We start from the raw sequence: 24,741 nt of genomic DNA on the forward strand, positions 1-24,741 counted from the left end.
GATCAGTAATGACTGAGCAGGTAAGAGCCACTCCTCAGCTGGACTGGCTGCTGGACAACCTCGTCGAGCAGATCCCGGAGATCCGCTGCGCCATCGTCCTGTCCGGGGACGGCCTTCTCATCGGCAAATCCAAGGGCCTTGGCCGGGACGACGCCGAGCACCTGTCGGCGGTCGGATCCGGGATGCACAGCCTCGCCCGTGGTGCCGCGCGCCACTTCCACGGCGGAGAGGTGCAGCAGACGGTCATCCAGATGGACAAGGCGTTCCTGTTCGTGACCGCGGCGGGCAGGGGAGCGCGGCTGGCCGCGATCGCATCGGAGCAGGTGGACGTCGGGATGATGGCATTCGAGATGGGCACGCTCGTCAAGCAGGTGGGCAAGTACCTCAGCGCCGCTCCGCGTGTGCAGGCTTCGTTCCACGGTCACATTCAGGATGCCTGAGGCGCGGTGGTCCGACGACGACGGGGCCGGACGCCATGTCCGGCCGTACGCCATCACCGGCGGCCGCACCCGTCACGGTCAGCACGCGTTCGCGCTGATCACGCTGGTCGTCACCCGGTCCCTCGACGACATCGGGAGTGAGCCGCTCGAGCCGGAGTCGGCGGAGATCCTCGATCTCTGCCGGGAGCGCGCGGTGGCGGTGGCCGAGATCGCCGCCCACCTGGATCTGCCGGTGAGCGTGGTCAAGGTCCTGTGCGGGGACCTGCTGAACTCGTCGTTGATCCTGGTCCAGTCCCCGCCGGACGAGTCGGAGAAACCGAGCGTGGAACTCATCGAAAGGGTGATGGATGCTATCCGCCAGCTCTGAGCCGGTCATGCCGACGGCTCTGAAGATCCTCATCGCGGGCGGCTTCGGCGTGGGCAAGACCACCATGGTCGGCTCGGTGAGCGAGGTGCCTCCGCTGGAGACCGAGGAACGCATAACCGAGGTCAGTTACGGGATAGACGATCTGGCGGGCGTGGAGGGCAAGCACTCGACGACCGTCGCCATGGACTTCGGCCGGATCACCATCTCCCCCCAACTGGTGCTCTATCTGTTCGGCACGCCCGGCCAGGACCGCTTCTGGTTCATGTGGGACGACCTCGCCCTCGGGGCGCTGGGAGCGGTGGTCCTGGCCGACACACGGCGGCTGGACGCCTCCTTCGCGTCCGTGGACTTCTTCGAGGAACGCCGGATCCCCTTCGCCGTGGGCGTCAACTGCTTCGACGGCAGACGGGAGTCCACCAGCCAGGAGGTCCGGTCGGCGCTGGCGCTCGACCCCTCCACACCCGTCATCCTGTGCGACGTCCGCGACCGCAACTCCAGCAAGGCGGTGCTGCTCGCGCTGCTGGAGGCGGCGCGGCAGCAGGCGTTCGCCCGGATGGCTCCCATGGCCGGCCGCTGACCCCTTCGCGGGTCTGCGGCCCACGGGTCAGGAGAGGTTGACGAGACGGATGTAGCGCACCCAGTCCCAGTGCGGGCCGGGGTCGGTGTGGGTGGCGCCCGGCACCTCGCAGTGGGCGATGATGTGCGCCCGGTCCTTGGGTATGCCGTACCGGTCGCAGACCGAGGCGGTGAGCGCCGCCGAACGTTCGTACATGGCATGGGTGAAGTAGGCCGGGCGGTCCACCCACCCCTCGTGCTCTATGCCGATGCTCCAGGTGTTGTAGTTCCAGTTGCCCGCGTGCCAGGCGATGTCGCGCTCCCGCACGCACTGTGCGACATGGCCGTCGGCGGAGCGCACCACGTAGTGGGCCGAGACCTTTCTGGCCGGGTCGCGGAAGATGCCCAGGGTGTCGGCGTAGGTCTCCTGTGTGACGTGCACGACGACATAGCGCACCGGGTACGCCGACGGGCGGCTGGAGACGGTGTAGTTGCCGGAGGCGGCCGGTACCCACTCGGCGGGTGGGTAGTCGGCTGAGCGGCTGCCGGCGTGCGCGCGGGTCGCGGGCAGCAGTGCGTGGGCGGCGGCCGCCGTGGCGGCGCCCCGGAGCAGACTTCTGCGGTCCATAAGGCGTTCTCCTGGTGGGGGCGGGGACGCGGCGGGACAGGGCCCGGTGAGGACCTCGAGGCACTACGGTACTGGCGGCCCGGTGACCGGCGGAAGAACGCGTGAGCCTCCAACGTCTTTTGATACGCAGGCAGTTGGGGCTCCCTGTGATGTGTCAGGCCGTGCCGCCCGGAGCGAGGGCCGGCGCCTCGGCCGGATCGGCGGCCGACGCCGCGCCCGCCGGTGCCCACCCGCCCCGCTCCCCGCGAAACGGCCACCACTGCCCGTCGTGCCCCATATGCCTCCTGGCCGGGTCATACCTCCAGGGTCTCTGTCACGGGCAGGCACTCGGCGAGCAGGTCGACGACGTCGCGCCAGGCTCGCTGCGCGTGCCGAGGGTGGTGGGCGACCCCGGGGACCACGGGGTGATCGACCGGCGGGTGGTGGAAGGCGTGCAAGGCGCCGCCGTAGACCGTGAGGCGCCAGTCGACGCCCGCCGCCTGCATCTCAGCGGTGAACGCGTCCCGTTGCGCGGGCGGCATGATGGGGTCCTCCGACCCGACCCCGGCCCACACGGGGCAGCGAATGCGCGCCGCTTCGCCCGGTCGACCCGTGGTCAGTGCGTTGACTGTCGCGATCGCGCGCAGGCTGGCGCCGTCGCGACCGAGTTCAAGCCCGACGGCGCCCCCGGTGCCGTAGCCGACGGCGGCTGTCCGGTCGGGGTCGGCCCGCGGTTCGGCGCGCAGCACGTCGAGCGCCGCGTGGCCGATGGCTCGCATCCGGTCGGGATCAGCGAGCAGCGGCATGCAACGGGCCAGCATCTCCTCGGGGTCACCCAGATAGCGCCCGCCGTGAAGGTCGAAGGCCAGCGCCACATACCCCAGTTCGGCGAGAGCATCGGCCCGGCGGCGCTCGACGTCGCTGAGCCCCACGCCCTCCGGCCCGAGCAGCACCGCGGGCCGGCGGTCGACACCGGCCGGGAGCGCGAGGTGCCCGAGCATCGTCAAACCGTCGGCGGGATACTCGACCGTACGCGTGGTAATCAGTGTCATGCGACTGGACTGTAGTGATCGTCGAGCCCGGTACGGCCGCTGTTCTGCCGCCGGCAGAACAGCCCGGGTATTCCTCCGATCTGCCCTCGCAGCGGGATTCCGAAAAGCGCTGCAGGCAAATGACAGCAGCTCCGAGGAACGGCGTCCTCGACGAGCCATGGAAAGCTCGCGCCGGGGTCCATTCACGGCTTCTGGGCGAGGAGGCCAGGGCTGCACGGGTGCGCACGTCGACGGCGCGTCGTGGCACGTGGGCGCCCGCAGGGACCACGCGGGCGCCGCGCCGTCATACGGGCCGGGTGGTGATGGTGCACAGGCGTTTGGTGGCCCGGGTCAGGGCCACGTACAAGTCCCTCTCTCCGCCGGGGCGGGCCGTGATGATCTCCTCGGGGTTCAGGACGACGACCCCGTCGAACTCGAGGCCACGTGCTTCGGACGCGGGCACGATGCGTGCGTGGTCGGCGATGCCGTGTGCCGTCAACTGGCTCACCCGGGTGTCCGCGCAGATCACTCCCAGGAGTTCACCCGGCTGCGCGGTGCTCTGGGCGCGCAGTTCCTCCATGACGGCGGTGACCGACCCGCCCCCGTGCGTGGTCAGGGTGCGAGGGCTCTCACCGTTGCGCAGTGACCGTGTGGGCCGCTGGTCCGGAGCGATCCGCGCGAGCAGGTCCCGGACGCTCTCCAGAATCTCCTGGGTGGTGCGGTAACTGACCGTCAGCTCGTGCAGTCTGAACCGCGTCCCGACATGCGGGCCCAGTGCTTCCTTCCAGTCGCGTGCCGTCGTGGCCGGGCCCGACTGGGCGAAGTCACCCACCAGCGTCATCGCCCTCGCCGGGCAGCGGCGGACGATCATCCGCCACTGCATGGCGGTCAGTTCCTGCGCCTCGTCGACGACGACGTGCCCGTACGTCCGCTCGGGCGGGCCGTCGACCAGGGCCGCTGCCTCGTCCAGCAACGGCACGTCCGCATCGGTCCACGGGGCTTCCGGGGTACGCAGGAGAAGGGACCGCTCCTGCGGGGTCAGGGTCGGCAGGCGCTCTGCCAGGGCGTCGGCATCCGTCAGCAGTGCCTTCACGAGGTCGCCGGGTGCCAGCCTCGGCCACAGCGCCTCGACCGCCCGGTCGACACCGGTGTCGCCGAGGAGATCGGCCCCGATGGCGTCCAGGTCCAGCTCGTGGACCGGGCCCGGATCGGCGGCGCCCTCGGCACGGCCCTGGGCGACCCCCGTGAACCGGTCGAGGTTCAGGCCCGTCATCTGCTCGGCCTCGGCGTCGATCTGCTCCAGGAGGTCGCCCATGTCCCGTTGCATCGCCTCGGTGACGGTGTCGACCAGGAGTTCCTTGAACGCCTGGCGCGCGGGGTTGTGGCCGGATGCGGCCGCCAGGGCGGCGGCGCGTGCAGTGGCGACCTCCTTCTCGGACAGGTGGACCAGTTCCTGCCCGACCCGGACGGTGAAGTCACCGGCGGGGGCCTGGTGGTCCGTCAGCAGACCGGCCAGGGCGTCGGCGAGGTCCAGGCCGCCCTTGAGGCGCGCCGTGTCGAACGGGTCCACCGCGTCCGTGGACACTCCGGCCAGTTCCTGACAGGTCGCCAGATCGACGTCGTTCTCCCCGAGCGAGGGAAGGACCTGGGAGATGTAGTCGAGGAAACGGGCGTTGGGGCCCACCACGAGGACGCCTTCCTCCGCGGCGCGCGGGAACGCGTACAGGACGTAGGCCGCCCGGTGCAGGGCGACCACCGTCTTGCCGGTGCCGGGCCCGCCCTGCACCACGGTCACCCCGCGGTGGGCGGAGCGGACGATCTCGTCCTGCTCGGCCTGCAGCGTCGCGACAGCCGCGTGCATCCTGCCCGTACGCCGTGCCGACAGAGCCTCGGTCAACGGGCCGTCTCCCACGACGTCTTCGTCGGTCGGGGCGGTACCGTCGAGCAGTTCGTCGCTCACCGAGACGACCGTGCGCTCCTCGAGCCGCAGGTGCCGGCGCCGCCGCAGATTCATCGGGTGGACCGGTGTCGCCTCGTAGAAGGGCCGCGCCGCGTTCGCGCGCCAGTCCACGAGCAGCGGCAGTTCGTCCTCCTGCGTGTGCAGTCCGATCCGCCCGATGCGCAGGGCCGTGCCGTCCGTCCAGTCGATGCGCCCGAAGACGAGCCCCTTCTCGGCGCCTTCCAGCCGACCGATCTCCTTGGTCAGCCGGTCGGCGGCGATCTCTCTCTCGTACGCCTCGCCGGCGCCGTCAGCCGGGGCCTTCAGCACACTCGCCCGGTTCGCTCGTGCCTCGGAAAGCCGCTCGGTGAGCAGCTCATACAACGAGGAAACGTAACCTTGCTCCGATTCAACCGCACGCACGGCAGAATCATTTATGTCTGACAACAAGGGACTCCTTCGATTCGAGCCGAACCATACGGCCAAAGTTCCGTAAAGGTAAGTCTTGACTTACTTGCTGCGTCTATGTCCTTACGGCTGACCGCACTTCGTGTCATGCATTCCGTCGTTCCCGTTGAATGCCGGTGCGATTTTTCCGTGCACGGGAAGGCAGTGAATTCGCGGGAAAATTTCGTGGTCGCGTCACGGGCCGGGGCGGGGTCGGCCTGCATTCCGGACGCGGACACCGGCGGCCGCCGTGATCCGGTTGTGCGACACGGCGAGTTGTGTGATGTTCCCGCCGCCGTGTGCGGCCCGGGTGCCGGACCTCAACGACTCAACATGCTGACCAGGCAGGAGAGATGAGCGTGACGGTCGAGCAGTCGGCGAGTACGGGGACGGGGGCGGAGCCGATGACCTGCGTGGGTGTTGCCGAAGGAGGCACATGAACAGCGATGACGCATTCCTCAAACTTGACTACTGAGGGACCGAAGCGCCGAGGGTACCTCACCGGGCGGACGATCGGTGGCCGCCGCCGCATGACGTGGCTCACACCGCGGTCCGGTCCCGCCTGCCGTACGGTCGAGGGTGTAGTCAGTGCCACCCCTGGCAGCGGGTTTGCCCCCGCCGGGTCCGGGTGGTGGCGCCATCGCCCCGAAGGGCCCCCGGTCCATACGTTCTACAGGCCGGAGCAGTCGGACAGTTCGCGGATCCGGCGCAGCCAACCTCTTTCGCGCGCATCCGGCGCACCCGCCGCCGTCCACAGACCGGAGACCCACCATGCCCCAGGGCACCGCCATTCTCGCCCCGCCGTCCACCGGCGCCGCCACCGCCCGAAGGGGCGTCCGGTCCGGTACGGGCAGCGAGTTCGCGCCGCTGCTGCGTACGGTCAAGGAGCAGGGGCTGCTGGAGCGCCGCGCCGGCTGGTACGCGCGCGGGATCACCGTGAATCTCCTGGCGCTCGGCGCCGTCGTCGCCGGCGTGGCACTGGCCGGCGGCTCGTGGTGGGTGCTCCTCTTCGCACCGCTGCTCGCGCTGTTCTCCACCCGCGCCGCGTTCTTCGGCCACGACGCCGGGCACGCGCAGATCGCCGCGGACCGCCGTACGAACCGGATCATCCAGTTCGTCCACGCCAACCTGCTGCTCGGGATGAGCCAGGAGTGGTGGAACGACAAGCACAACCGGCACCACGCCAACCCCAACCACATCGACAAGGACCCCGACGTCGCGGCGGACGTCCTGGTCTTCAGCGAGAAGCACGTCGCAGGTCGCACCGGGCTGCGCGGCTGGCTCACCCGCCACCAGGCCTGGCTGTTCTTCCCGCTGACCACCCTCGAGGGCATCGCCCTCAAGGTCTACGGCTTCCAAGCCGTGTTCTCCCGCGCCGGCACCCGCCAGTCACGACGTGAGCGTGTCCTCGAGGGCGCACTGCTGCTCGCCCATGTCGCCGCATACGGCACGCTGCTGCTGACCACCATGCCTCTCGCGCAGGCGCTGGTGTTCGCCCTCGTGCACCAGATGGTGCTCGGTCTCCACCTCGGGATGGCGTTCGCGCCGAACCACAAGGGGATGGAGATGCCGGACGAGCAGACCGGCAAGGACTGGGGCCATCTGCGCCGGCAGGTGCTCACCTCCCGCAACATCCGCGGCGGCCGCGTCACGGACTGGTTCCTCGGCGGACTCAACTACCAGATCGAGCACCACCTGTTCCCGAGCATGCCCAGGCCGCACCTGCGGCTCGCCCAGCCGCTGGTACGCGCCCACTGCCGATCGCTCGGCATCCCGTTCACGGAGACCGGGCTCGTCGAGTCGTACCGCCAGGCCCTGACACACCTCCACGAGGTCGGCGAGCCCTTGCGCGAAGCCGCATAGTGGAACCTCGGGGCGAGTGCGCACGTTCTCACAGCAGGAGCGGCCACAGCCGCGGAGGAGGCGTCGAAAATGTCGACACGCACAAAGATCGTGATCGGGGGAGTGGCCGTCGGCCTGCTCCTGATGCCGTTGCTCGGCTTCTGGCTGTCGCTGCTGGTGGTGCTCGGCGTTCCGGCGGTGGCGTACCTGATGCTGGACCCGAGCCAGCGTCAAAGGCTGCGGCGCGTCTCCCGCAAGGAGATCGGGCGCTGACCGCGGCCCCCACGCCGCACTGACCGGGGCCGGGGCCGGGGCCGCCGCCGAGCGTGCGGCCCGCTCCTGACCCACGCGTCCCGGACCCGTCCGCCCCAGACCCATCGCCCCTGACCCACCAGGCTCGGCCCTTCACGGGCCGGGCCGGCCTTGTGCGGGCTCCGCACCGCCTGCCCGGCTCCGTACCGCCTGCCTCCGCTCCCGGCGCCTTGACCTGGTGCTTCCTCCGACAGGCCGCGGCCGGATTCCCGGCCGCACGCCCCAAAGCACTCAGGACGGATGGACGGCGATTTTCTCCAGGCCCGCAAGCAGCCCCGGCAGCTCGGCGCCGCGCCCCACCGGCACCACCTCGCCCGGTTCCTCGTCCAGCAGCAGGAAGGCGATGTCGTCGGTCCTCGCCACCAGCGACCAGCCGGGTCCGTCCGCGCGGAGCGTCCTCGCTCCGCCCGGTGCGAAGGACGAACGCACCCGGCCCGGTGGCGGGGCCGACTCCAGGTACGCCCTGGCCTCGTCCAGGATCCGGCGGACAGCCGCACGCGGCTGCTCGCCCTCCTCTTCCGGCGCGTCGGGGGCGATCCCCGCCTCCGCGTCGTCGATCTGTTCCCGCCACTGCGACCACCGCAGTGCCACCTCGTCCGCGCCGAGCCTGCGCTGTGCCGGGCCCCAGACGTCCGAGTCGGGTGGGGCGAGCGGGGCCGGGTCCCCGTCTTCGGAGGCGGGATCGTGCGGCGCGGGCACCCCGGGGGCGGCGACGGCGACGGCCAGCGGCCAGCCGGGCAGCGCCGCGACCACGCTGTGCTCGTCGGGGGACAGGTCGTACTCCATGCCGCAGTCCCACGAGGCGATGGCGACCGCGACGAGCGACACGTCGTCGACCACGACCGTCCAGCGCGCGCCGTCGGAATCCTGCCCGAGCACCAGGCCGTAGCCCTCGGCGTACGGCTCGAGGCGGAGCGCCTCGCAGGCGGCCGGGTAGTCGTCGCCGAGCACGCTCGGAAACTGCGCCGGTGTGAGCAGCACAGCGGTCAGTACGTACAGCGAGTCGTCGTCAACGGCTTCTTCCGCCCCGACCACGGCAACCTCCTCGTCCCACCATCGTCGGCGCACCTTAACCAGTGAGTAACCCGCACGTCGAGGGTCTGCGGCCGCGCGAGTCCCCGGGCCGCGCGGGCGTGCGGGGGTGCGCTCTGTACGAGCAGGCCGGCGACGCCGCGACGTCGGGCCGCTCAGCCGCCGGTCCCCGCCGTGGCGCCCGCCGGGTCCTGCGGCGCGCCGTCGCCCGCCGGGGGCAGATCGCCGCGTTCCGTACCGCTCTCGCCGTCTTCCCCTGAGGCGGCGGGCAGGACCTCGGCCAGTTCCTCCTCGTCGGCCTGATGGGCGTTGTCCGCGGCACTGCGCAGGGTTTCGCGGCTGACGCCGTCCAGGTCGGCGGACAGACGGATGACGCGTCCCCCGTCCTCACGCACGTACTCGTGGGCGGTGTCCGTCGCCCGGTACCAGCTTCGGCCGTCCTTCTCGCACACCGTTCGGCGACCGGCCGCCCCGTCGCCGCCCTGCTCCGCGCAGTCGACGGGGTCGCCGCCGGCCTCGTCGACCCGCAGCTCGATCATTCCGCCGCCGGGCCGTGTGTAGAAGCCTCCGAAGCCGTGGTCGCCGATCACCCCGACCGACTGGCGCGCGAGGGTGTAGCCGGGCACGTCCGTCACGTACACCATGTCCGGTTCGGTGCCCAGTGCCCGGGCCCTCGCCTCCAGCTCTGTGCGGTCCACCCCGCCGCCCGCGGATTTGGTCCCGCAGGCCGTCAGCACCAGAGGCAGCAGGAACAGCGGCAGGATCCTTCGCATGTGCGTCATGCTCACATCATCCACTGCGTGGTGGGCGGAGGCCGTCAGCCCGATCCGGCCCGCTCCGCTCCAGGGAGACCGAGGAGCCCGCGCGCCACCGACTCCACCGGCTCGCCGCGCTCACGCGCGAGGGCCACCACCGCGCGGCAGGCGAGCTCGTTGAGCCCGAACACGAGCGCGTCGGGGGCGACCCAGCCCGCGGCCTCGTCCATGCGCTCGTCGTCGTCCTCGACACTCGCCGTCACGTACGTCGCCGCCGCTTCGAACATGTTGTGCTGCCTGGGCTGTTCACGGATCTTCGTACGAGTGGGGCGAGAGGCGAGGAGGCTGCGGAACCGAGCGAGCACAGATATCACCTTTCACGGGGCGGCGACGCCGCCGACACTTGAAGTCTTCCACTCTCGCACCGCGTTCGAACGGCGACGAGAGCGCCTACGCGTACCGGCCGTCTGGCGACCCGGTGATCGCCCGCAGCCGCGCGGACGCCGCGGTGGGCGTCGCTCGGAGGATCCGGGACGCGGTCTCGTCCGGACCGCCCGTCACCTGCCGATCAATGTTCCGCACCGTCCTGCCGGCGCGCAGCCAGGGCCAGGAAACGCTCGTCCTCGTCGATGTAGGACGTCAGCTGCCAGCCCGAACGTGCCAGCAACGGGCGGAGGTTGGGCTCGGCCCGCAGGTCGTCCTCGGTGATCCGGCGGCCCTGCCGCGCGGCGAGCGCCGCCCGGCCGACGGGATGGAACAGCGCGAGGACGCCGCCCGGTCGGACGACCCGCGCCAGTTCCCGCAGGTTCTCGGAGGGCTCCGGCAGATGCGAGATCAGCCCCGCGCCGAAGACCGCGTCGAGCGAACGCGTGCGCAGGGGCAGCCTGCCCACATCGGCGAGCAGCAGCCTGCCGCTGCGGTCGCGTCCGGCCAGCCGGGCCGCGTCGAGCATCTCGGGCGTCAGGTCGACGCCGAGGACGACGCCCGACGGGCCCACCGCGGACCGCAGAGGTCCGAGGGCGCGACCGGTGCCGCACCCCGCGTCGAGCACCGAGTCCCCGGTGCGGAGTCCCATCTCGCCGACGGCGGCGGCGTAGGCGGGGCCGTCGTCGGGGAAGCGGCTGTCCCAGTGCGCGGCCTGGGCGCCGAAGAACTCCTGGACCCGGGTGTGGTCGTGGGCTGTGCGGTCATCGGCCATGCGCACCATGATCGGCCATGGAGGCCGCGGCGTCACGGCCGTCCGCCGGACGCGCCGGGCGACCGGCCCGCCGTCCGCCTCTCCCACTCCTGCCTCTCGAGTGCGTACTCCACGTCCCCCAGTTCGGACCCCTCGATCACCTCCGGCCACGTCTCGAAGAAGGTCCGGACGAACCTCAGCCCTGTCTTCTCCATCACCCGACGCGAACGGGCGTTGACCGTCATCGTGTTGGCGGTCACCCGCGCCACACCGAGTTCGGAGAATCCCTTGTGGATCAGCGCGCGAGACCCCTCGGTGGCCAGTCCGCGACCCCATGCCGCCCGGCTCAGCCGGTATCCCAGCTCCACCTCCCGGCAGCTGTCGTCGGCCTCGGGGCGGAAGACGAACCAGCCGAGGAACCCGCCGGACCCGCGGTCCTCCGCCGCCCAGAAACCCGGCCCGCCCAGGCACGGGTAGCGGTGCAGGAACCGGGGCATCATTTCGCCCGCCACCTCCTCGCGCGAGGACGGGCGGCCGCCGTTGATGTAGCGCATGACCTCCGCGTCCTCGACGACAGCGTGCACCTCGCCGGCGTCGGCGGGGGTGAAGGCACGCAGGGTCAGGCGGTCGGTCTCCAGGAAGACATGCATGCCCTGATCATGTTCGGCCCGCTCCCAGCCGGCCAGCGGATTTCCGGCATGCGCCCACACGCACGGGAGAAGAGGCGACCGGCGGACTCCCGGACCGTGGCAACGCGGCCGAGGAGCCCCCTTCCGCGGACCGCAGACCTGCGGACCCGCGGACCGCAGCCCGCAGACGTTGGACCGCGACACGCGTCCATACCGTCCGGATCTCCGACCCTGTCGTCCCCGGGCGGCGACAGGGGCCGCCGGTGCACCTTGCCCTGCGCCGCGCCGTGCGAAAGGCTTGCGCGTGAACGCGAGACCACGGGGAACGTACGAGCGGGGAGGACGACCGACCATGGCGCTGGACAAGGGACTCGACTGGCTGCTGGACGACCTGACGGAACGGGTCGAATACATCAGGCACGCACTCGTGCTGTCCAACGACGGCCTGGTGACCGGGGCCAGCAGCGGACTCGCACGCGAGGACGCCGAACACCTCGCCGCCGTCTCGTCCGGTCTGCACTCCCTAGCGCGAGGATCCGGCCGCCACTTCCGTGCGGGCCGGGCACGCCAGACGATGGTCGAGTTCGACGAAGCGCTGCTCTTCGTGACCGCAGCGGGCGACGGCAGTTGCCTGTGCGTCCTCAGCGCCGCGGAGGCCGATGTCGGCCAGGTCGCCTACGAGATGACGCTCATGGTCAACCGGGTCGGTGAGCACCTCGGGGTCGAGGCACGTCAGCCGGGCGCCGGCCCCTCCTGACCCCGGCCGTCCACGGTCGAATCGAGAGTTGTCCACAGGCCGCGGCGGGATGTCCCCGCTCAGGTCTACGGTCGTCACCGAGAGTGTTCACAACTCACGGGGGAGACCGACAATGGCAGTACGGAATCCGGTCGCGTGCGGCATCGGGTACGGCCGGGCAGCGCAGGAACTGGGCCTACGGCGAGGCGATTTCGATCTCGCGGTGCAGCTGGGCCATGTGCGCACGGCAACGGACGACAGCGGCGGGCCGCCACGCGTCGACCGGCAGGAGATCGACCGGCTCCGGGGCGAACGGGGCTTCCCGGACACGCTCCGGGAGCGGCTGCGGACCGTCGGCACCGCGGACGGGGCGGCACTCGCGTCGATCAGCCAGGGGCGCTTTCTCAGACTGGCCCGCGCCGGCCGGCTCACACCGGCCAGGTTCTACGTGAACCGCTACCACTCCGTGGTGTGGCTCTATCTCGCGGAGGAGATCCGTGATCTCGCCCGCGACCACGCGCCCCTGTTGAGGGGGACGGCACCGCCGGAGGTCCGCGCACTACTGGCGGCAGGAGAGGACCGGCGGCCGCGCAACTGGCGGGGACGGCGGCTCGGCCGGCTGCTGGAGGAGACGTCCGATCCGTGGCGGCGAGCGGCGGCCGTCACGGCGGTGCTCGACCCGGTGACGATCACCGAGGTGGTCCCCGACCCCTACGAGCGGTCGTATCTGCGGGTCCTCCGTCCGGATCTCGTACCCGTCCTGCCGAGGTCGCAGGCCGGACGGGAGATCGTGGAGCGGCTGCTGACGGCCGACCACCCCGACGAGATCGCATGGCACCGCGTGGCGCTCGCCGACGCGCTCCGGCAGGCGCGCGAACACGCTCCCGCGCCGCGTCCCGCCCCAGGGACGGCCGCACGACACGTCCCGAGGCATCGGGCGCTGACCACCTCACCGGTGCAGAAGGCGCACCGCTGCGCCACACACGGTTCCACCGCGCGGCGTTCCACGGCACACGGCTCGACGGCACACGGCTCGACGGAGCACGGCTCGCCGACACGGGTGGCCCCTCCGCCGGGCCGGTCACCGGGCGCCGTGCGGGGCCTGGTCGCCCGGCTGTGGCGCGGAAGGACAGGGCGGCATGAAGCTGCGCTGTGACCCCGTTTAAGAAATCCTCGATGGACGTGACGCTCCGAGCTGGGCAAATTGGAGCCCGTCCACTGAGCGGGGCCGTATTTTCGGTATCCGGTCACCCGGACCGTCCCTCCGCACACCACGCCTGGAGCCGCACCGATGAAGGCACTTGTCAAGCAGCATGCCGAGCCCGGCCTGTGGCTCATGGACGTCCCGGAGCCGGAGACCGGCTCCGGCGACGTGCTGATCAAGGTGCTTCGGACCGGCATCTGCGGCACGGACCTTCACATCAGGTCGTGGGACGGCTGGGCCCAGCAGGCCGTCACCACCCCGCGCGTCCTCGGCCACGAGTTCGTGGGCGAGGTCGCCGCGATCGGCGCGGACGTGCAGGACATCGCGGTGGGCGACATCGTCAGCGGCGAGGGTCACCTGGTGTGCGGCAAGTGCCGCAACTGCCTCGCCGGCCGGCGCCACCTGTGCCGCAGCACCATCGGTCTCGGCGTCGGCCGGGACGGAGCGTTCGCCGAGTACGTGGCACTCCCCGCGTCCAACGTATGGGTGCACCGCGCCAAGGTGGATCTCGACGTCGCGGCCATCTTCGACCCGTTCGGCAACGCCGTCCACACCGCCCTCTCCTTCCCGCTCGTCGGCGAGGACGTGCTGATCACCGGTGCCGGCCCCATCGGGATAATGGCCGCCGCCGTCGCCCGGCACGCCGGCGCGCGCAACGTGGTCATCACCGATGTGAGCGAGTCCCGCCTCGAACTCGCCCGCAAGGTCGGCGCGACGCTCGCGGTCAACGTCGCCGAGACCGACATCGCCGCGGCGCAGCAGCAGCTCGGCCTCAAGGAGGGCTTCGACATCGGCCTGGAGATGTCCGGCCGCCCGGAGGCCGTACGCGACATGGTCGACAACATGACGCACGGCGGCCGCATCGCGATGCTCGGCCTGCCGTCGCAGGAGTTCGCCGTCGACTGGTCGAAGATCGTCACATCGATGATCACCATCAAGGGCATCTACGGCCGTGAGATGTTCGAGACCTGGTACGCGATGACGGTCCTGCTCGAGGGCGGCCTCGACCTCAGCCCCGTGATCACCGGCAGCTACGGCTACCAGGACTTCGACGCCGCCTTCGACGAGGCCGCCACCGCCCGCAGCGGCAAGATCATCCTCGACTGGACCGTCTGAGCCCCGCGCCCCGCCACACTAGGAGAACCCTCTGATGTACGCGTCCGTCCGCGATGACCTGCGTGCCACCATCGACGAGATCCGCGCCGCCGGTCTCTACAAGCCCGAGCGGGTCATCGGCACCCCCCAGAGCGCCTCCGTGGCCGTCACCACCGGCGGCGCCCCCGGCGACGTGCTCAACTTCTGCGCCAACAACTACCTCGGCCTCGCCGACCACCCCGAGGTCGTCGCCGCGGCCAAGGACGCCCTCGACCGCTGGGGCTACGGCATGGCGTCCGTCCGCTTCATCTGCGGCACCCAGGAGATCCACAAGGAGCTCGAGGAGCGTCTCGCCGCCTTCCTCGGCCAGGAGGACACGATCCTCTACTCCTCCTGCTTCGACGCCAACGGCGGAGTGTTCGAGACCCTTCTCGGCCCCGAGGACGCCGTCATCTCCGACGCCCTCAACCACGCCTCCATCATCGACGGCATCCGTCTGTCCAAGGCGCGCCGCCACCGCTACGCCAACCGCGACCTCGCCGACCTCGAGCAGCAGCTCAAGGACACGCAGGACGCCCGCCGCCGGCTGATCGTCACCGACGGCGTCTTCTCCATGGACGGCTACGTCGCCCCGCTGGCCGAGATCTGCGACCTCGCCGACCGCTACGACGCCATGGTCATGGTCGACGACTCGCACGCCGTCGGCTTCGTCGGCCCCGGCGGCCGCGGCACGCCCGAACTGCACGGCGTGATGGACCGCGTCGACATCATCACCGGCACCCTCGGCAAGGCACTCGGCGGCGCCTCCGGCGGTTACGTGGCCGCCCGCGCGGAGATCGTGGAACTGCTGCGCCAGCGCTCCCGCCCGTACCTGTTCTCCAACTCCCTCGCCCCGGTGATCGCCGCGGCCTCCCTCAAGGTCCTCGACCTGCTGGAGTCCGCCGGGGACCTGCGCGAGAAGCTCGGCGCCAACACCAAGCTCTTCCGCACCGAGATGGCGGCGGCGGGCTTCGAGATCCTGCCCGGGGACCACGCGATCGCGCCCGTCATGATCGGCGACGCCGCGGAAGCGGGGCGCATGGCGGAACTGCTGCTCGAGCGCGGCGTGTACGTGATCGGCTTCTCGTACCCCGTCGTCCCGATGGGGCAGGCCCGGATCCGGGTCCAGTTGTCCGCCGCGCACTCCACGGAGGATGTGCGCCGGGCGGTGGCGGCCTTCGTCGACGCACGCGCGACAATGGCGGGGTGATCGACCCCCGACGGCTGCGCATCCTGCGGGCCGTGGCGGACCACCGTACGGTGACCGCCGCGGCTTCCGCGCTCTACCTGACCCCTTCGGCCGTCTCCCAGCAGCTCAACGCGCTGGAACAGGAGACCGGCCACGCCCTGCTGATCCGCAGCGGCAAGGGCGTCCGACTGACGGCGGCGGGCGAGATCCTGCTGACGCACACCCATGCCGTGCTCGCACAGCTGGAACGGGCGGAGGCGGAGCTCGCCGCGTACGCGGGCGGCGCGGCCGGCGAGGTGAGCGTCGCCGCGTTCGCCACCGGCATCGCCGAGGTCGTGGCGCCGGCCATAGACCGGCTGTCCCGGACCCGCCCCGGAATTCGCGTACGGGTGCGGGACGCGGAGGGGGACGAGAGTCTCCCGCTGGTGCTCGACGGCGAGGCGGACCTCGCGGTCGCGGTGGAGTACCGGGGCGCACCCGGTGCGGGCGACCGCAGGCTGGCCCGGGTGCCGCTGTACGCCGAGCCGTTCGACGCCGTCCTGCGTTCCGACCATCCGTCCGCCGCGCGGGACCGGGTGGAGCTGGCGGAGTTCGCCGACAGCGACTGGATCGGCCCCTATCCCGGCAACCCGTGCCACGACATGGTGCTGCTGGCATGCGAACTGGCCGGATTCGAGCCGCGTCTCGTGCACTCCTCCGACGACTTCCGCGCCGTCGTCGCCCTTGCCGGGGCGGGAGCCGGCGTCGCCCTCGTGCCGCGCTCGGCCCTGCGCGGCATGGAACTGCGCGACACCGTCGTACGGCCTGTCGCGGGCCCGGCCGCGACGCGCCGGGTCTTCGCCGCGGTCCGGCTCGGTGCGGAGGACCACCCGCTGATCCGCCCGGTCCTCGACGCCCTGGCCCACACGGCGCAGGGCCTGTCCACCGACTGACGCCGACCGGCCCCGCCCCGCCCCGTCTGTCCCGGTCCGCCCCGTCCCGCCTGGTGCGGTCCGGGTCGGCCTGCTCCGCCCCGCCCGCCTGCTCCCGTTGCCGGTCCTGCGGCCCGTCCTGGCGCTGCCCGCCCCCGCCCCGCCGTTGCCCCGCCCCGCCTGGCGCCTGCTGCCTGCCCCGGTCGCGGCGGCACCCACCGTCCCCTGTCCTCCCCGGCCCGGTGCCTCAGGCCCCGGCCCGGCTGCCGGCCCTGCCGGCCCGCATCGCGTCCGCGCCCACCCGGCACCGCGGCCCGGCAGGGCCGCTACGCGGTCTCCGCCTCGATCGCCTGCTTGAGGTTGTCCAGCGTCTTACGGATGTTGCGCCGCTGGAACTCGGCGAAGGTGTGCCCCCGCGTCGCCGCCTTGTCGAAGGCGTTGGCGACGAAGTCGGGCCATCCTCGACGGTCGTCGATCCAGGTCTCCGTCACCCGGGTCCCGCCGCCGTCGGCCGGCTCGAAACGGTACTCCCAGGTGGCGATGCGGCCTCGCAGGACCGGCCGCCGCCGGCCGATGGCACGCACACGGAACGCGAACCGCTCCCCGGGGTCGGCGGCCGTGACCCTGCACATGGTGGTCCAGCTGAACGGTCCGCGGGTGTTGCGGCCGTCGAAGACCATGCCCACGTAGGCCCGTTCGCCGCCGTCCCGCACGGTCGCGCCGCGGTTCTCAGGGCTCCAGCGCCCCATCAGCGCAGGGTTGCTGACCTGCGCGTAGATCGTCGAGGGCGCGGCGTCGATCACGACGCTGTCCGAGACGGTGAATATACGGGCCATCCGTACGACTCCGATCATCATGGGCGCCCGACGCTACCGCGCCGCGTCCGGCCGCCGGGCCGTGGGGGGCGTTCTTCCGGATCATCGACCGCGGCCAGACGACGGCCGTCCGGCGGCGGCGAGGAGAGCCCTCGACGCGACCGGCCCCCAGCGGCACCCGTGAACGCGAGGGCCGCCGCGCCGCGCGAGCGGCGCGACAACCGGACCGACGAGCTTGCACACCAGCCCTGCGTGAGGCGGTACTTCGGCAGTCGGCAGTCGGCAGTCGGCAGTCGGCAGTCGGCGGACCGGAGGCGCCGTGAGGCTTCACGAGGTCACCGCCCGGGAAGTCTCAATACGGCCAAACATGCCAAAAGGCGCGTGATCGGAGAATCGCGATGCTGACTCATGCGGTTGACCGGGGCGTCCTGGTCGTCACGACCGGTGTCGACATCGACATCGACATCAGCAACCGGGCCTTCGTGGCGCAGAACATCGCACGCCTCGTCCGGTCCCATCTGCCGCTGCCCGTGGTTCTCGTCCTCGCCGCTCCGGTGGTGAGCTCCGCCGCCCTCAGCGCCGTACTGCGAGTCCATCGCATGTGCAGCGGTCTGGGTGTCCCGCTGGCCGTCGTCACTCCCAGCGCCGCCGCCCGGCTCGTGCTCCGGGCGAGCGGAGGGACCACGCGGTTCCCGCTGGGTGTGTTCGCCGCGGCCGAGAGCGCGATCACCGCCGTCTCCACCACGGCACACGACACGTCCGCGTGATTTGACAGCCGTGACGCCGGTGAGAGCCTGGAAAAACGTGGGGCAGCCCGCGCTCCGGGCGGCCGGACCTTGCCGGATCTTCCCGGTGCTGAGCGGCCCGCCGACGCGGGCGCGCCGCCGGGACGCCTTCCCGCCCGGCGGCACCCGACCCCGACCTCCCTCCTGACGTGCCGCATCGCGAGGAGCCGGACATGACGACCAGTGGGACGACCGAGCCGGTCTGCCGGCACCTGGACCAGATCCGGCCCGTCCGCCCCGACGGTCCCGACGGCTGTCCGGAGTGCCTCGCGACGGGCGATGCCTGGGTCCATCTGCGCCAGTGCCAGATCTGCGGGCATGTGGGGTGCTGCGACTCCTCGCGGAACCGGCACGCGTCCGCCCATCACGCCGCCACCGGCCACCCTGTGATCCGGTCCTACGAGCCGGGCGAGGGCTGGTGGTGGTGCTATGCCGACCAGGTGGCCTTCGACATCGAGGGAGCCCCACCCGCCCGCGTGGCCTGACGGTCCGCCGAAGAATGTGATTGACGCAGCCACGACACGTCGGGTTTCCTGCCGTCGTGACAGACCTTCGCATCCTGCCGGTGAACGGCGATGCCGCGCTCCAGGACTGGCGGCATGTCCACAACGTGATTGTCCCGCCCGCCGCCATGTCCCTCGATCACGCGCGCGAGCGTGCCGGGCGCCATCGCCTGGACGTTGCCTATCTCGGCGACGTCCTCGTCGGCTGTTCGACCCTGCGCCCGCCGACGGGCGAGTCGTCGGCGGCCACGGTGATCGCCCGGGTGCTCCCGGAGCACCGCTGTCGGGGATTCGGCGGCGAGCTCTGGGCGCGAGGGCTGGCTGAGGCACGCAGGCTCGGGGCCGGGACGATCGAGACGGTCGTTCTCGCCTCCAACGAGGAGGGGCTCCGCTTCGCCCTGCACCAGGGATTCGTCGAGATCGAGAGGTACCTGCTGCCGGGCGACAGCATTCCCTACATCGACCTGCGGCTGGTCTGAGCCGAGGCGCGGCCCGTTCCGGTGGTTGCGGTCACCCTTGCCGCTCTCCTCGCCCCGACGGTCATCTCGTCACGCTCCACTTCTGGTTGGCGCCGCCGGTGCAGGTCCAGATCTGGAGGCGGGTGCCGTTGGCGGAGCTGCCGCCCGCGGCGTCGAGGCACTTGTTCGCCTGCGGGTTGACGATGTCGCGGGCCGCGTTGGCGTCCCAGCGCTGTGCCGCGGACCCGTTGCAGTCCCACAGTTGGACGAGGGTGCCGTCGGCGGTGCCGCCGGACGCGACGTCGAGGCACTTGCCGAGGGCCCGGATGGTGCCGTCAGTGCCGACGCTCCACCGCTGGGCGGCCGTGCCGTTGCAGTCGTAGAGCTGTACGGGGGTGCCGTTGGCGGTGTTCGCGCCCGCCACGTCCACGCACTTGCCGCCGATCCCGGTGATCTGCCCGCCCGTCGTCGGGCTGTCGGAGGTGGTGACCCGGACGTGGTCGACGACCATCTGCTGCGGGAAGACCGTGCTGCCGTCGGGGTCACCGGGCCAGTAGCCGCCGACGGCGAGGTTGAGGATCAGGAAGAACGGCTTGTCGAAGACCCACTGGCGGCCGCCGAGGTCGGCAGGCGTACGGGTCTGGTAGACGTTGCCGTCCACGGACCAGGTCACCTTGTTCGGCGACCAGTCGACGGCGAAGGTGTGGAAGGCGTCGGCGAAGGCCTGGCCGCCGGGCAGCGTGTACCCGGCGCCGATGCCGCCGGAGCCCGAGTAACCGGGACCGTGGAGAGTGCCGTGGACGGTTGACGGCTCGAAGCCGACGTTCTCCATGATGTCGATCTCGCCCGAGGACGGCCAGCCGACCTGCCCGATGTCGTTGCCGAGCATCCAGAACGCGGGCCACATGCCCTGCCCGCGAGGGACCTTGACCCTGGCCTCGACATGGCCGTAGGTCGTGGTGAACTTGCCCGCGGTGTTCAATCGCGCCGATGTGTACTCACAACGCCCGTACCAGCACTGGTAGTTGCCGGGGTTCTCGCGGCGGGCCGTGATGACCAGGTGGCCCTGGCCGTCGAGGGCGGCATTGCGGTTGCCGGCGGTGTAGTACTGCCGCTCGTGGTTGTTGACGTTGTCGCCGGTCTCGATCTGCCACTTGCCGCCGTCCACGGCGGAGCCTGCAGCTCCGTCGAAGTCGTCGGAGAACGTCACGGCCGCGGCCCCGGCCGCCGACTGGATGGCGGGGGTCGTCCGCGGGGCGTGGGAGCCGCCGGCCGCGCCGGCGCCGAGCGTGGCGAGGGTCAGGACGGACACGACCGTCGCGAGCAGGCGGCGTGGGAAGCGGGGGGAGTCCATGACTCTCCCTTCCGATGCGTGGGGAGGGAAGGGGGCTCTGTCAGGGATATGACAGAGCACTTAGTTCAATCCGTGATTTAAGAAGTGAACCAACAGGCTGTCAAGGGTCTGGTACGTACCTTCCCTGCGGGCTCCGGTCGAGGAATTGTTGCCGTCCGCAAAACAGCGCGCTTGCAATCAAAGGCGTCTGCAACTATTGTTGGCGCTCGTAAGGAGCACTCGCAATTCACTTCGAAAGGTCTCCCATGCCTCTCGCGCTTCTGGCGTTGGCGGTCGGCGCCTTCGGCATCGGCACCACCGAGTTCGTGATCATGGGGTTGCTGCCCGAGGTCGCGGCCGACTTCGGGGTCTCGATCCCCACCTCCGGTCTGCTGGTGACCGGTTACGCACTGGGCGTGGTGATCGGCGCCCCGCTGATGACCGCGCTGGGCACCAAAGTGTCCCGCAAGCGGATGCTGATGCTGCTGATGGGCCTGTTCGTCATCGGCAACGTCGTGTCGGCGATGGCACCCACCTTCGGCATGATGCTCACCGGCCGGATCGTGGCGTCACTGGCCCACGGCGCGTTCTTCGGCATCGGTTCCGTCGTGGCCGCCGACCTGGTCGCCCCCGACAAGAAGGCCGGCGCCATCGCGATGATGTTCACGGGTCTGACCGTCGCCAACGTCGTCGGCGTGCCCGGCGGCACGCTGATCGGCCAGTCCGTCGGCTGGCGCACCACCTTCGTGATCGTCGCCGCACTCGGGGTGATCGGTCTCGCGGGCATCGCCCGGCTCGTCCCCGACCTCCCCAGGCCGCAGGGCGTCCGGCTGCGCGACGAGGTGGCCGCCTTCAAGAACGCCCAGGTCCTGCTGGCGATGGCGATGACCGTCCTCGGCTTCGGCGGTGTGTTCGCCGCGATCACCTACATCGCCCCGATGATGACCGAGGTCGCAGGCTTCGCCGACACCTCCGTCACCTGGCTGCTGGTCCTCTTCGGAGCGGGCATGGTCGGCGGGAACCTGCTCGGCGGCAAGTACGCCGACAAGCACCTGATGCCCCTGCTCTACACCACTCTGGCGGGGCTCGCCCTGGTACTGGGCCTGTTCTCGGTCACCGCGCACCACAAGGTCCTCGCGGCGGTCTCGATCGTGCTGATCGGCGCACTCGGGTTCGCGACCGTGCCGCCGCTGCAGAAGCGCGTCCTCGACCAGGCCCACGGCGCCCCGACGCTGGCGTCCGCCGTCAACATCGGCGCCTTCAACCTCGGCAACGCGCTGGCGGCCTGGCTCGGCGGCATGGTGATCGCCGCGGGCATGGGACTGACCGCCCCCAACTGGGTCGGCGCCCTCCTCGCGGCGACGGCCCTCGTCCTCGCCGTGCTCTCCGCCGCCCTCGAACGCCGCGAGGCGCGATCCGGCAGCCGCGTCGTCGCCGGCGCCCCGGGTACGACGACCGCCGCTGCCGCGCAGCCGCCGGCGCCCGTCACCGCCGCCCGTCACTGACCCCCCACCCGCGACACCGAAGCGCTACCGCGCCGCAGCGTGCCACCGCATCCGCACCCGCACCACGGAGAAGGAACCTCATGAGCACCACCACCACGGCCGTCGCCCCGCTCACCGTCGAGGACGCGGAGACCCTGCTCGACTCCGCCCGCGCCGCGGCACAGGCGGCCGGCGTGGCAGTCGCCGTCAGCGTCCTCGACGCGGGCGGCCACCTCCTGGCCTTCCGCCGCGACGACCGGGCCGTCCTGATCGCCGGCGAGACCAGCACCCGCAAGGCGTACACCGCCCTCCAACTGGCCGCCCCCACCGCCGATCTCGTCGACGCCGTGCAGCCCGGAGGCCTCTTCCACACCCTGCCGACCGCCCTCGACCGGCCGCTGCTCTTCATCGCCGGCGGCGTACCCGTCCTCCGCGACGGCCGCCTCGTCGGCGCCATCGGTGTCGGCGGCGGCGCCCCCGAGCAGGACCACGGCTTCGCCACGGCGGCCGTCACCGCGCTGACCGGCCAGGGCGACACCGCCCACTGACCGTACGCAACCGGCCGCCGCCGTCACGACAGCACCGCTGCCGCGACGGCGGCGGCCGCCACGTCGTCCAGGGCCTCAGACCACGGCGCCCGACCGGTCCCGCGACGCCCGGCCGTGCTCCTTCGCAGGCCGCCCGCGCCCGCCACCGCGCTTGTCCCCGTACCGGTCGTGGAGCAGCACGGCCACCGGCATCGCGGTGAAGACCGTCGACGCGATGCCCACCACGACACCCGCGAGCAGGGCGACGGAGAAGTCCGCCAGCGAGTCACCACCGAGAACGGCCAGCGCGATCAGTACGAACAGCGCTCCCATGCCCGTGTTGACCGTACGCGGCAGGGTCTGCGCCACGGCCCGGTCGGCGAGGTCCGCCAACGGGATCGACCCGCCGGCCCGCCGCAGCTCGCGCAGCCGGTCCAGCACGACGACCGTGTCGTTGACCGAGTATCCGACGACGGTCAGCAGCGCGGCGAGGAAGACGCTGTCCACCGGTTTGCCCAGCCAGGCGAACAGACCCACCACCAGCAGTACGTCCTGCGCCATCGCGACGACGGCGGCGGCCGCGAACGTCCACCGGAACCGGACGCTGAGGTACAGGAGCTGCGCCGCCACGGCGACACCGAGCGCGATCAGGGCGTACAGGCGCAGCTCACTGCCGAGGCTCGGCCCGATGAGATCGTCGCGCTCGACGGCCACGTCCCCCGCGACAGTGCCGAGCGCCTCGCGGATCCGCTCCTGCTCCTCGTCGCCGCTGTCCTTGGTGCGTACGGAGATCCCGTCGTCGTCGGTGGACTGCACGACGGCGTCGGGGAAACCGGCGGAGACGACGGCCTCACGGGCCGTGTCCGCGTCGACGGATTTCTCCGCCGTGTACTGCACGACCCGGCCGCCGGTGAACTCCACCCCGAACTCCAGCCCGCGCAGCCCGATCCCGGCGAACGCCAGGAGGAGCAGACCGGAGCAGATGCCGAGCCAACGCCGCCTGTTCCGCATCAGCCGCGGAGTGCGCCGGTCGAGCCGTGCCCTCAGCCGGCCGATGCCGGCCATGCCGCTCAGATACGGCCGCTTCCGCACGAAGGGCACCCGCACGGCCAGATCGGCGAACAGGCGGGTGATCACCATGGCGGAGAGCATCGACGCCAGCACACCGATGGCGAGCGTCACCCCGAAGCCCTTCACCGGGCCGGTTGCGAACACGAACAGGAGTCCGGCGGCCAGCAGCGTGGTGATGTTCGAGTCGGCCACCGCGCTCCACGCCTTGGAGAACGCGGTGCGCAGCGGTCGCCTCAGATCTTGTGGCCGCGCGCCGCTCCGGCCGGACGGGCGGGTGTACTCCTCCCTCGCCCGCTCGAAGACGAGCACATTGGCGTCCACGGCCATGCCGATGGCCAGCACGAATCCGGCGAGCCCCGGCAGAGTGAGCGTCGCGCCGAGCGCCACGACGGCGGCGTACGAGATCAGCCCGTACAGCGTGAGCGCCAGCGTGGCCAGCAGACCGAGGAGGCGGTAGACGGCGATGATGAAGACGCCCGTGCAGATGAGGCCGATGACCGCGGCCGTGGCGCTGGCCCGGATGGCCTCCGCGCCGAGCGTCGGGCCGACGGTGCTCTGCTCGATGGTCGTCACGGGCACCGGAAGCGCGCCGCCCTTCACCAGGGTGGCGAGCTCGCGGGCCTCCTCGGGAGAGAAGCCGCCGGTGATCTGCGCGGAACCGCCCGTGATCCCGGCACCGCACGGCACGCTGCTCTGCATGCCCGGCGCCGAGACCACCTGCTCGTCGAGGACGATCGCGACCCTGCGGGTGGGATCGGCCGGCGGAGCGCAGGCGGCGTCGCCCGTGATGCGCGCCCACTGAGCGGCGGCACCGTCGCGGAAGGAGAGATCGACGGTCCAGCCGGCGCCCGACTGGGTGTCCAGCACTGCCTCGGCGTCCTCGACGCCGTCGCCGGTGAGCGCCGTCGGGCCGAGTCGCAGGAACTGCCCGGGTGCGTCGGGGTCGGGAAGGACACGGGAACCGTCCTTCTCCGGACCGCTCGCCGGGCCCGAGGCGGATCCGGTGACCGGATGGAAGGTCAGCTGTGCGGTACGGCCGATGACCTCGGCGGCCGCGCGCGGGTCCTGCAGACCGGGCAGTTCGACGATGATGCGCTGCTCGCCGGAGCGCGCGAGGGAGGGCTCGGTGACTCCGAGGCCGTCGATTCGCCGGCGCAGCACCTCCATCGCCCGGTCGGTGGCGGCCGCGTCGGCCTTCACCGTGGGGGAGTCCTCGGTCTCGAGGACGATGCGGGTGCCGCCCCGTAGATCGAGGCCGAGACGGGCCGGTGTGGTCAGGGCGACATAAAGGGACACGGCGACGATCGCGAGCGCGACCAGCGCCCGCCAGAACGTTGCGCGAGATGACATGGGTGCTCCACGGGCAGCACGCAGGCGCGCCAGGCGCCTGCGATTGAGGACGCGATGGGAAGGGCGTCGGGGCCGGTCGCGGGCATGCCGCGGTGCCGGCCGGCGGAC

General features: G+C 71.5%; 26 protein-coding genes. 15 read left to right on the forward strand and 11 right to left on the reverse strand.

Going from position 1 to position 24,741, the window contains the following annotated elements:
- Window positions 1–8: 8 nt before the first annotated feature.
- Genes ACFYV1_RS07850 through ACFYV1_RS07860 form a run of 3 tightly spaced genes read left to right on the forward strand, consistent with a single transcriptional unit; the run spans window position 9 to window position 1,384 of the window.
- Window positions 9–440, forward strand: coding sequence for a roadblock/LC7 domain-containing protein (locus ACFYV1_RS07850; RefSeq protein WP_389394462.1), 432 nt, complete (start codon window positions 9–11; stop codon window positions 438–440).
- Window positions 433–807 (forward strand): DUF742 domain-containing protein, encoded by a 375-nt coding sequence (locus tag ACFYV1_RS07855; RefSeq protein WP_389394463.1) that lies wholly within the window; start codon window positions 433–435, stop codon window positions 805–807. The genes ACFYV1_RS07850 and ACFYV1_RS07855 overlap by 8 nt, the downstream gene beginning before the upstream one ends.
- Window positions 788–1,384 (forward strand): ATP/GTP-binding protein, encoded by a 597-nt coding sequence (locus ACFYV1_RS07860; protein WP_389394464.1) that lies wholly within the window; start codon window positions 788–790, stop codon window positions 1,382–1,384. The genes ACFYV1_RS07855 and ACFYV1_RS07860 overlap by 20 nt, the downstream gene beginning before the upstream one ends.
- A gap of 27 nt (window positions 1,385–1,411) precedes the next feature.
- Here ACFYV1_RS07860 and ACFYV1_RS07865 read toward each other — a convergent pair whose 3' ends face one another.
- The 3 genes from ACFYV1_RS07865 to ACFYV1_RS07875 form a co-directional block, all read right to left on the reverse strand.
- Window positions 1,412–1,990: an N-acetylmuramoyl-L-alanine amidase gene (locus ACFYV1_RS07865; RefSeq protein ID WP_389394465.1), complete on the reverse strand. Its 579-nt coding sequence runs from the start codon at window positions 1,988–1,990 to the stop codon at window positions 1,412–1,414.
- 293 nt (window positions 1,991–2,283) lie between these two features.
- Complete coding sequence (locus tag ACFYV1_RS07870; RefSeq protein ID WP_389394466.1) at window positions 2,284–3,021, reverse strand: dienelactone hydrolase family protein; 738 nt, start codon at window positions 3,019–3,021, stop codon at window positions 2,284–2,286.
- Between the two features lie 283 nt (window positions 3,022–3,304).
- Window positions 3,305–5,386: a HelD family protein gene (locus ACFYV1_RS07875; protein ID WP_389394467.1), complete on the reverse strand. Its 2,082-nt coding sequence runs from the start codon at window positions 5,384–5,386 to the stop codon at window positions 3,305–3,307.
- Window positions 5,387–6,157: 771 nt separating this feature from the next.
- On the opposite strand from ACFYV1_RS07875, the gene ACFYV1_RS07880 reads away from it, so the two are divergent.
- Together ACFYV1_RS07880 and ACFYV1_RS07885 are read left to right on the forward strand one after the other, a co-directional pair.
- Window positions 6,158–7,249 carry a fatty acid desaturase family protein gene (locus ACFYV1_RS07880; RefSeq protein WP_389394468.1) on the forward strand — a complete coding sequence of 364 codons (1,092 nt, stop codon included), beginning with the start codon at window positions 6,158–6,160 and terminating at the stop codon, window positions 7,247–7,249.
- A 69-nt stretch (window positions 7,250–7,318) separates the two neighbouring features.
- Window positions 7,319–7,501, forward strand: coding sequence for a hypothetical protein (locus ACFYV1_RS07885; RefSeq protein ID WP_389394469.1), 183 nt, complete (start codon window positions 7,319–7,321; stop codon window positions 7,499–7,501).
- Window positions 7,502–7,771: 270 nt separating this feature from the next.
- Here ACFYV1_RS07885 and ACFYV1_RS07890 read toward each other — a convergent pair whose 3' ends face one another.
- The 5 genes from ACFYV1_RS07890 to ACFYV1_RS07910 form a co-directional block, all read right to left on the reverse strand.
- On the reverse strand, window positions 7,772–8,575 hold the full coding sequence (locus ACFYV1_RS07890) for a hypothetical protein (protein WP_389394470.1): 804 nt from the start codon (window positions 8,573–8,575) through the stop codon (window positions 7,772–7,774).
- A 152-nt stretch (window positions 8,576–8,727) separates the two neighbouring features.
- Complete coding sequence (locus tag ACFYV1_RS07895) at window positions 8,728–9,354, reverse strand: hypothetical protein (RefSeq protein WP_389394471.1); 627 nt, start codon at window positions 9,352–9,354, stop codon at window positions 8,728–8,730.
- Between the two features lie 35 nt (window positions 9,355–9,389).
- Complete coding sequence (locus ACFYV1_RS07900; protein WP_389394472.1) at window positions 9,390–9,701, reverse strand: hypothetical protein; 312 nt, start codon at window positions 9,699–9,701, stop codon at window positions 9,390–9,392.
- A gap of 194 nt (window positions 9,702–9,895) precedes the next feature.
- Window positions 9,896–10,525 (reverse strand): class I SAM-dependent methyltransferase, encoded by a 630-nt coding sequence (locus ACFYV1_RS07905; protein ID WP_389394473.1) that lies wholly within the window; start codon window positions 10,523–10,525, stop codon window positions 9,896–9,898.
- Between the two features lie 32 nt (window positions 10,526–10,557).
- On the reverse strand, window positions 10,558–11,154 hold the full coding sequence (locus tag ACFYV1_RS07910) for a GNAT family N-acetyltransferase (RefSeq protein ID WP_389394474.1): 597 nt from the start codon (window positions 11,152–11,154) through the stop codon (window positions 10,558–10,560).
- A gap of 331 nt (window positions 11,155–11,485) precedes the next feature.
- On the opposite strand from ACFYV1_RS07910, the gene ACFYV1_RS07915 reads away from it, so the two are divergent.
- From ACFYV1_RS07915 to ACFYV1_RS07935, 5 genes are all read left to right on the forward strand, one after another.
- On the forward strand, window positions 11,486–11,890 hold the full coding sequence (locus ACFYV1_RS07915) for a roadblock/LC7 domain-containing protein (RefSeq protein ID WP_389394475.1): 405 nt from the start codon (window positions 11,486–11,488) through the stop codon (window positions 11,888–11,890).
- Window positions 11,891–12,002: 112 nt separating this feature from the next.
- Window positions 12,003–13,025 carry a DUF6397 family protein gene (locus ACFYV1_RS07920; RefSeq protein ID WP_389394476.1) on the forward strand — a complete coding sequence of 341 codons (1,023 nt, stop codon included), beginning with the start codon at window positions 12,003–12,005 and terminating at the stop codon, window positions 13,023–13,025.
- Window positions 13,026–13,160: 135 nt separating this feature from the next.
- On the forward strand, window positions 13,161–14,189 hold the full coding sequence (gene tdh / locus ACFYV1_RS07925; protein ID WP_389394477.1) for an L-threonine 3-dehydrogenase: 1,029 nt from the start codon (window positions 13,161–13,163) through the stop codon (window positions 14,187–14,189).
- Window positions 14,190–14,223: 34 nt separating this feature from the next.
- The gene (locus ACFYV1_RS07930) at window positions 14,224–15,417 is read left to right on the forward strand and encodes a glycine C-acetyltransferase (protein ID WP_389394478.1); all 1,194 of its coding nucleotides are present in this window, start codon (window positions 14,224–14,226) and stop codon (window positions 15,415–15,417) included.
- A complete protein-coding gene (locus ACFYV1_RS07935; RefSeq protein ID WP_389394479.1) occupies window positions 15,414–16,328 on the forward strand; it encodes a LysR family transcriptional regulator in 915 nt (304 codons plus the stop codon). Before ACFYV1_RS07930 ends, ACFYV1_RS07935 begins: the two co-directional genes overlap by 4 nt.
- 305 nt (window positions 16,329–16,633) lie before the next feature.
- On the opposite strand, the gene ACFYV1_RS07940 is transcribed toward ACFYV1_RS07935, so the two are convergent.
- Window positions 16,634–17,143 carry an SRPBCC family protein gene (locus tag ACFYV1_RS07940; protein WP_389394611.1) on the reverse strand — a complete coding sequence of 170 codons (510 nt, stop codon included), beginning with the start codon at window positions 17,141–17,143 and terminating at the stop codon, window positions 16,634–16,636.
- Window positions 17,144–17,520: 377 nt separating this feature from the next.
- Between ACFYV1_RS07940 and ACFYV1_RS07945 the strand changes: the two genes are divergently transcribed.
- From ACFYV1_RS07945 to ACFYV1_RS07955, 3 genes are all read left to right on the forward strand, one after another.
- On the forward strand, window positions 17,521–17,889 hold the full coding sequence (locus ACFYV1_RS07945) for a hypothetical protein (RefSeq protein ID WP_389394480.1): 369 nt from the start codon (window positions 17,521–17,523) through the stop codon (window positions 17,887–17,889).
- Window positions 17,890–18,080: 191 nt separating this feature from the next.
- Window positions 18,081–18,392, forward strand: a complete 312-nt coding sequence (locus ACFYV1_RS07950; protein WP_389394481.1) for a UBP-type zinc finger domain-containing protein — start codon at window positions 18,081–18,083, stop codon at window positions 18,390–18,392.
- Between the two features lie 56 nt (window positions 18,393–18,448).
- A complete protein-coding gene (locus ACFYV1_RS07955; RefSeq protein ID WP_389394482.1) occupies window positions 18,449–18,889 on the forward strand; it encodes a GNAT family N-acetyltransferase in 441 nt (146 codons plus the stop codon).
- Between the two features lie 61 nt (window positions 18,890–18,950).
- On the opposite strand, the gene ACFYV1_RS07960 is transcribed toward ACFYV1_RS07955, so the two are convergent.
- Entirely contained in the window at window positions 18,951–20,222 is a 1,272-nt protein-coding gene (locus ACFYV1_RS07960) for a lectin (RefSeq protein ID WP_389394483.1), read from the reverse strand.
- Window positions 20,223–20,467: 245 nt separating this feature from the next.
- Here ACFYV1_RS07960 and ACFYV1_RS07965 point away from each other — a divergent pair, with 245 nt between their 5' ends.
- Complete coding sequence (locus ACFYV1_RS07965; protein WP_389394484.1) at window positions 20,468–21,706, forward strand: MFS transporter; 1,239 nt, start codon at window positions 20,468–20,470, stop codon at window positions 21,704–21,706.
- Window positions 21,707–21,786: 80 nt separating this feature from the next.
- Window positions 21,787–22,233: a heme-binding protein gene (locus tag ACFYV1_RS07970; protein ID WP_389394485.1), complete on the forward strand. Its 447-nt coding sequence runs from the start codon at window positions 21,787–21,789 to the stop codon at window positions 22,231–22,233.
- A gap of 75 nt (window positions 22,234–22,308) precedes the next feature.
- On the opposite strand, the gene secD is transcribed toward ACFYV1_RS07970, so the two are convergent.
- Window positions 22,309–24,633, reverse strand: coding sequence for a protein translocase subunit SecD (gene secD / locus ACFYV1_RS07975; protein WP_389394486.1), 2,325 nt, complete (start codon window positions 24,631–24,633; stop codon window positions 22,309–22,311).
- Between the last annotated feature and the right edge of the window lie 108 nt (window positions 24,634–24,741).

Source organism: Streptomyces sp. NPDC003023 (assembly GCF_042888225.1).
Lineage (GTDB): Bacteria > Actinomycetota > Actinomycetes > Streptomycetales > Streptomycetaceae > Streptomyces.

What these genes read in the sequence shown, in the direction of transcription:
- ACFYV1_RS07880 (WP_389394468.1), top strand. Translation starts at nt 6,158, where the DNA reads ATGCCCCAGGGCACCGCCATTCTCGCCCCGCCGTCCACCGGCGCCGCC.
- ACFYV1_RS07885 (WP_389394469.1), top strand. Translation starts at nt 7,319, where the DNA reads ATGTCGACACGCACAAAGATCGTGATCGGGGGAGTGGCCGTCGGCCTG.
- ACFYV1_RS07860 (WP_389394464.1), top strand. Translation starts at nt 788, where the DNA reads ATGCTATCCGCCAGCTCTGAGCCGGTCATGCCGACGGCTCTGAAGATC.
- ACFYV1_RS07945 (WP_389394480.1), top strand. Translation starts at nt 17,521, where the DNA reads ATGCTGACTCATGCGGTTGACCGGGGCGTCCTGGTCGTCACGACCGGT.
- ACFYV1_RS07940 (WP_389394611.1), bottom strand. Translation starts at nt 17,143, where the DNA reads ATGGCCCGTATATTCACCGTCTCGGACAGCGTCGTGATCGACGCCGCG.
- ACFYV1_RS07865 (WP_389394465.1), bottom strand. Translation starts at nt 1,990, where the DNA reads ATGGACCGCAGAAGTCTGCTCCGGGGCGCCGCCACGGCGGCCGCCGCC.
- ACFYV1_RS07855 (WP_389394463.1), top strand. Translation starts at nt 433, where the DNA reads ATGCCTGAGGCGCGGTGGTCCGACGACGACGGGGCCGGACGCCATGTC.
- ACFYV1_RS07915 (WP_389394475.1), top strand. Translation starts at nt 11,486, where the DNA reads ATGGCGCTGGACAAGGGACTCGACTGGCTGCTGGACGACCTGACGGAA.
- ACFYV1_RS07895 (WP_389394471.1), bottom strand. Translation starts at nt 9,354, where the DNA reads ATGACGCACATGCGAAGGATCCTGCCGCTGTTCCTGCTGCCTCTGGTG.
- ACFYV1_RS07920 (WP_389394476.1), top strand. Translation starts at nt 12,003, where the DNA reads ATGGCAGTACGGAATCCGGTCGCGTGCGGCATCGGGTACGGCCGGGCA.
- ACFYV1_RS07960 (WP_389394483.1), bottom strand. Translation starts at nt 20,222, where the DNA reads ATGGACTCCCCCCGCTTCCCACGCCGCCTGCTCGCGACGGTCGTGTCC.
- tdh (WP_389394477.1), top strand. Translation starts at nt 13,161, where the DNA reads ATGAAGGCACTTGTCAAGCAGCATGCCGAGCCCGGCCTGTGGCTCATG.
- ACFYV1_RS07850 (WP_389394462.1), top strand. Translation starts at nt 9, where the DNA reads ATGACTGAGCAGGTAAGAGCCACTCCTCAGCTGGACTGGCTGCTGGAC.
- secD (WP_389394486.1), bottom strand. Translation starts at nt 24,633, where the DNA reads ATGTCATCTCGCGCAACGTTCTGGCGGGCGCTGGTCGCGCTCGCGATC.
- ACFYV1_RS07970 (WP_389394485.1), top strand. Translation starts at nt 21,787, where the DNA reads ATGAGCACCACCACCACGGCCGTCGCCCCGCTCACCGTCGAGGACGCG.
- ACFYV1_RS07870 (WP_389394466.1), bottom strand. Translation starts at nt 3,021, where the DNA reads ATGACACTGATTACCACGCGTACGGTCGAGTATCCCGCCGACGGTTTG.
- ACFYV1_RS07965 (WP_389394484.1), top strand. Translation starts at nt 20,468, where the DNA reads ATGCCTCTCGCGCTTCTGGCGTTGGCGGTCGGCGCCTTCGGCATCGGC.
- ACFYV1_RS07910 (WP_389394474.1), bottom strand. Translation starts at nt 11,154, where the DNA reads ATGCATGTCTTCCTGGAGACCGACCGCCTGACCCTGCGTGCCTTCACC.
- ACFYV1_RS07930 (WP_389394478.1), top strand. Translation starts at nt 14,224, where the DNA reads ATGTACGCGTCCGTCCGCGATGACCTGCGTGCCACCATCGACGAGATC.
- ACFYV1_RS07950 (WP_389394481.1), top strand. Translation starts at nt 18,081, where the DNA reads ATGACGACCAGTGGGACGACCGAGCCGGTCTGCCGGCACCTGGACCAG.
- ACFYV1_RS07905 (WP_389394473.1), bottom strand. Translation starts at nt 10,525, where the DNA reads ATGGCCGATGACCGCACAGCCCACGACCACACCCGGGTCCAGGAGTTC.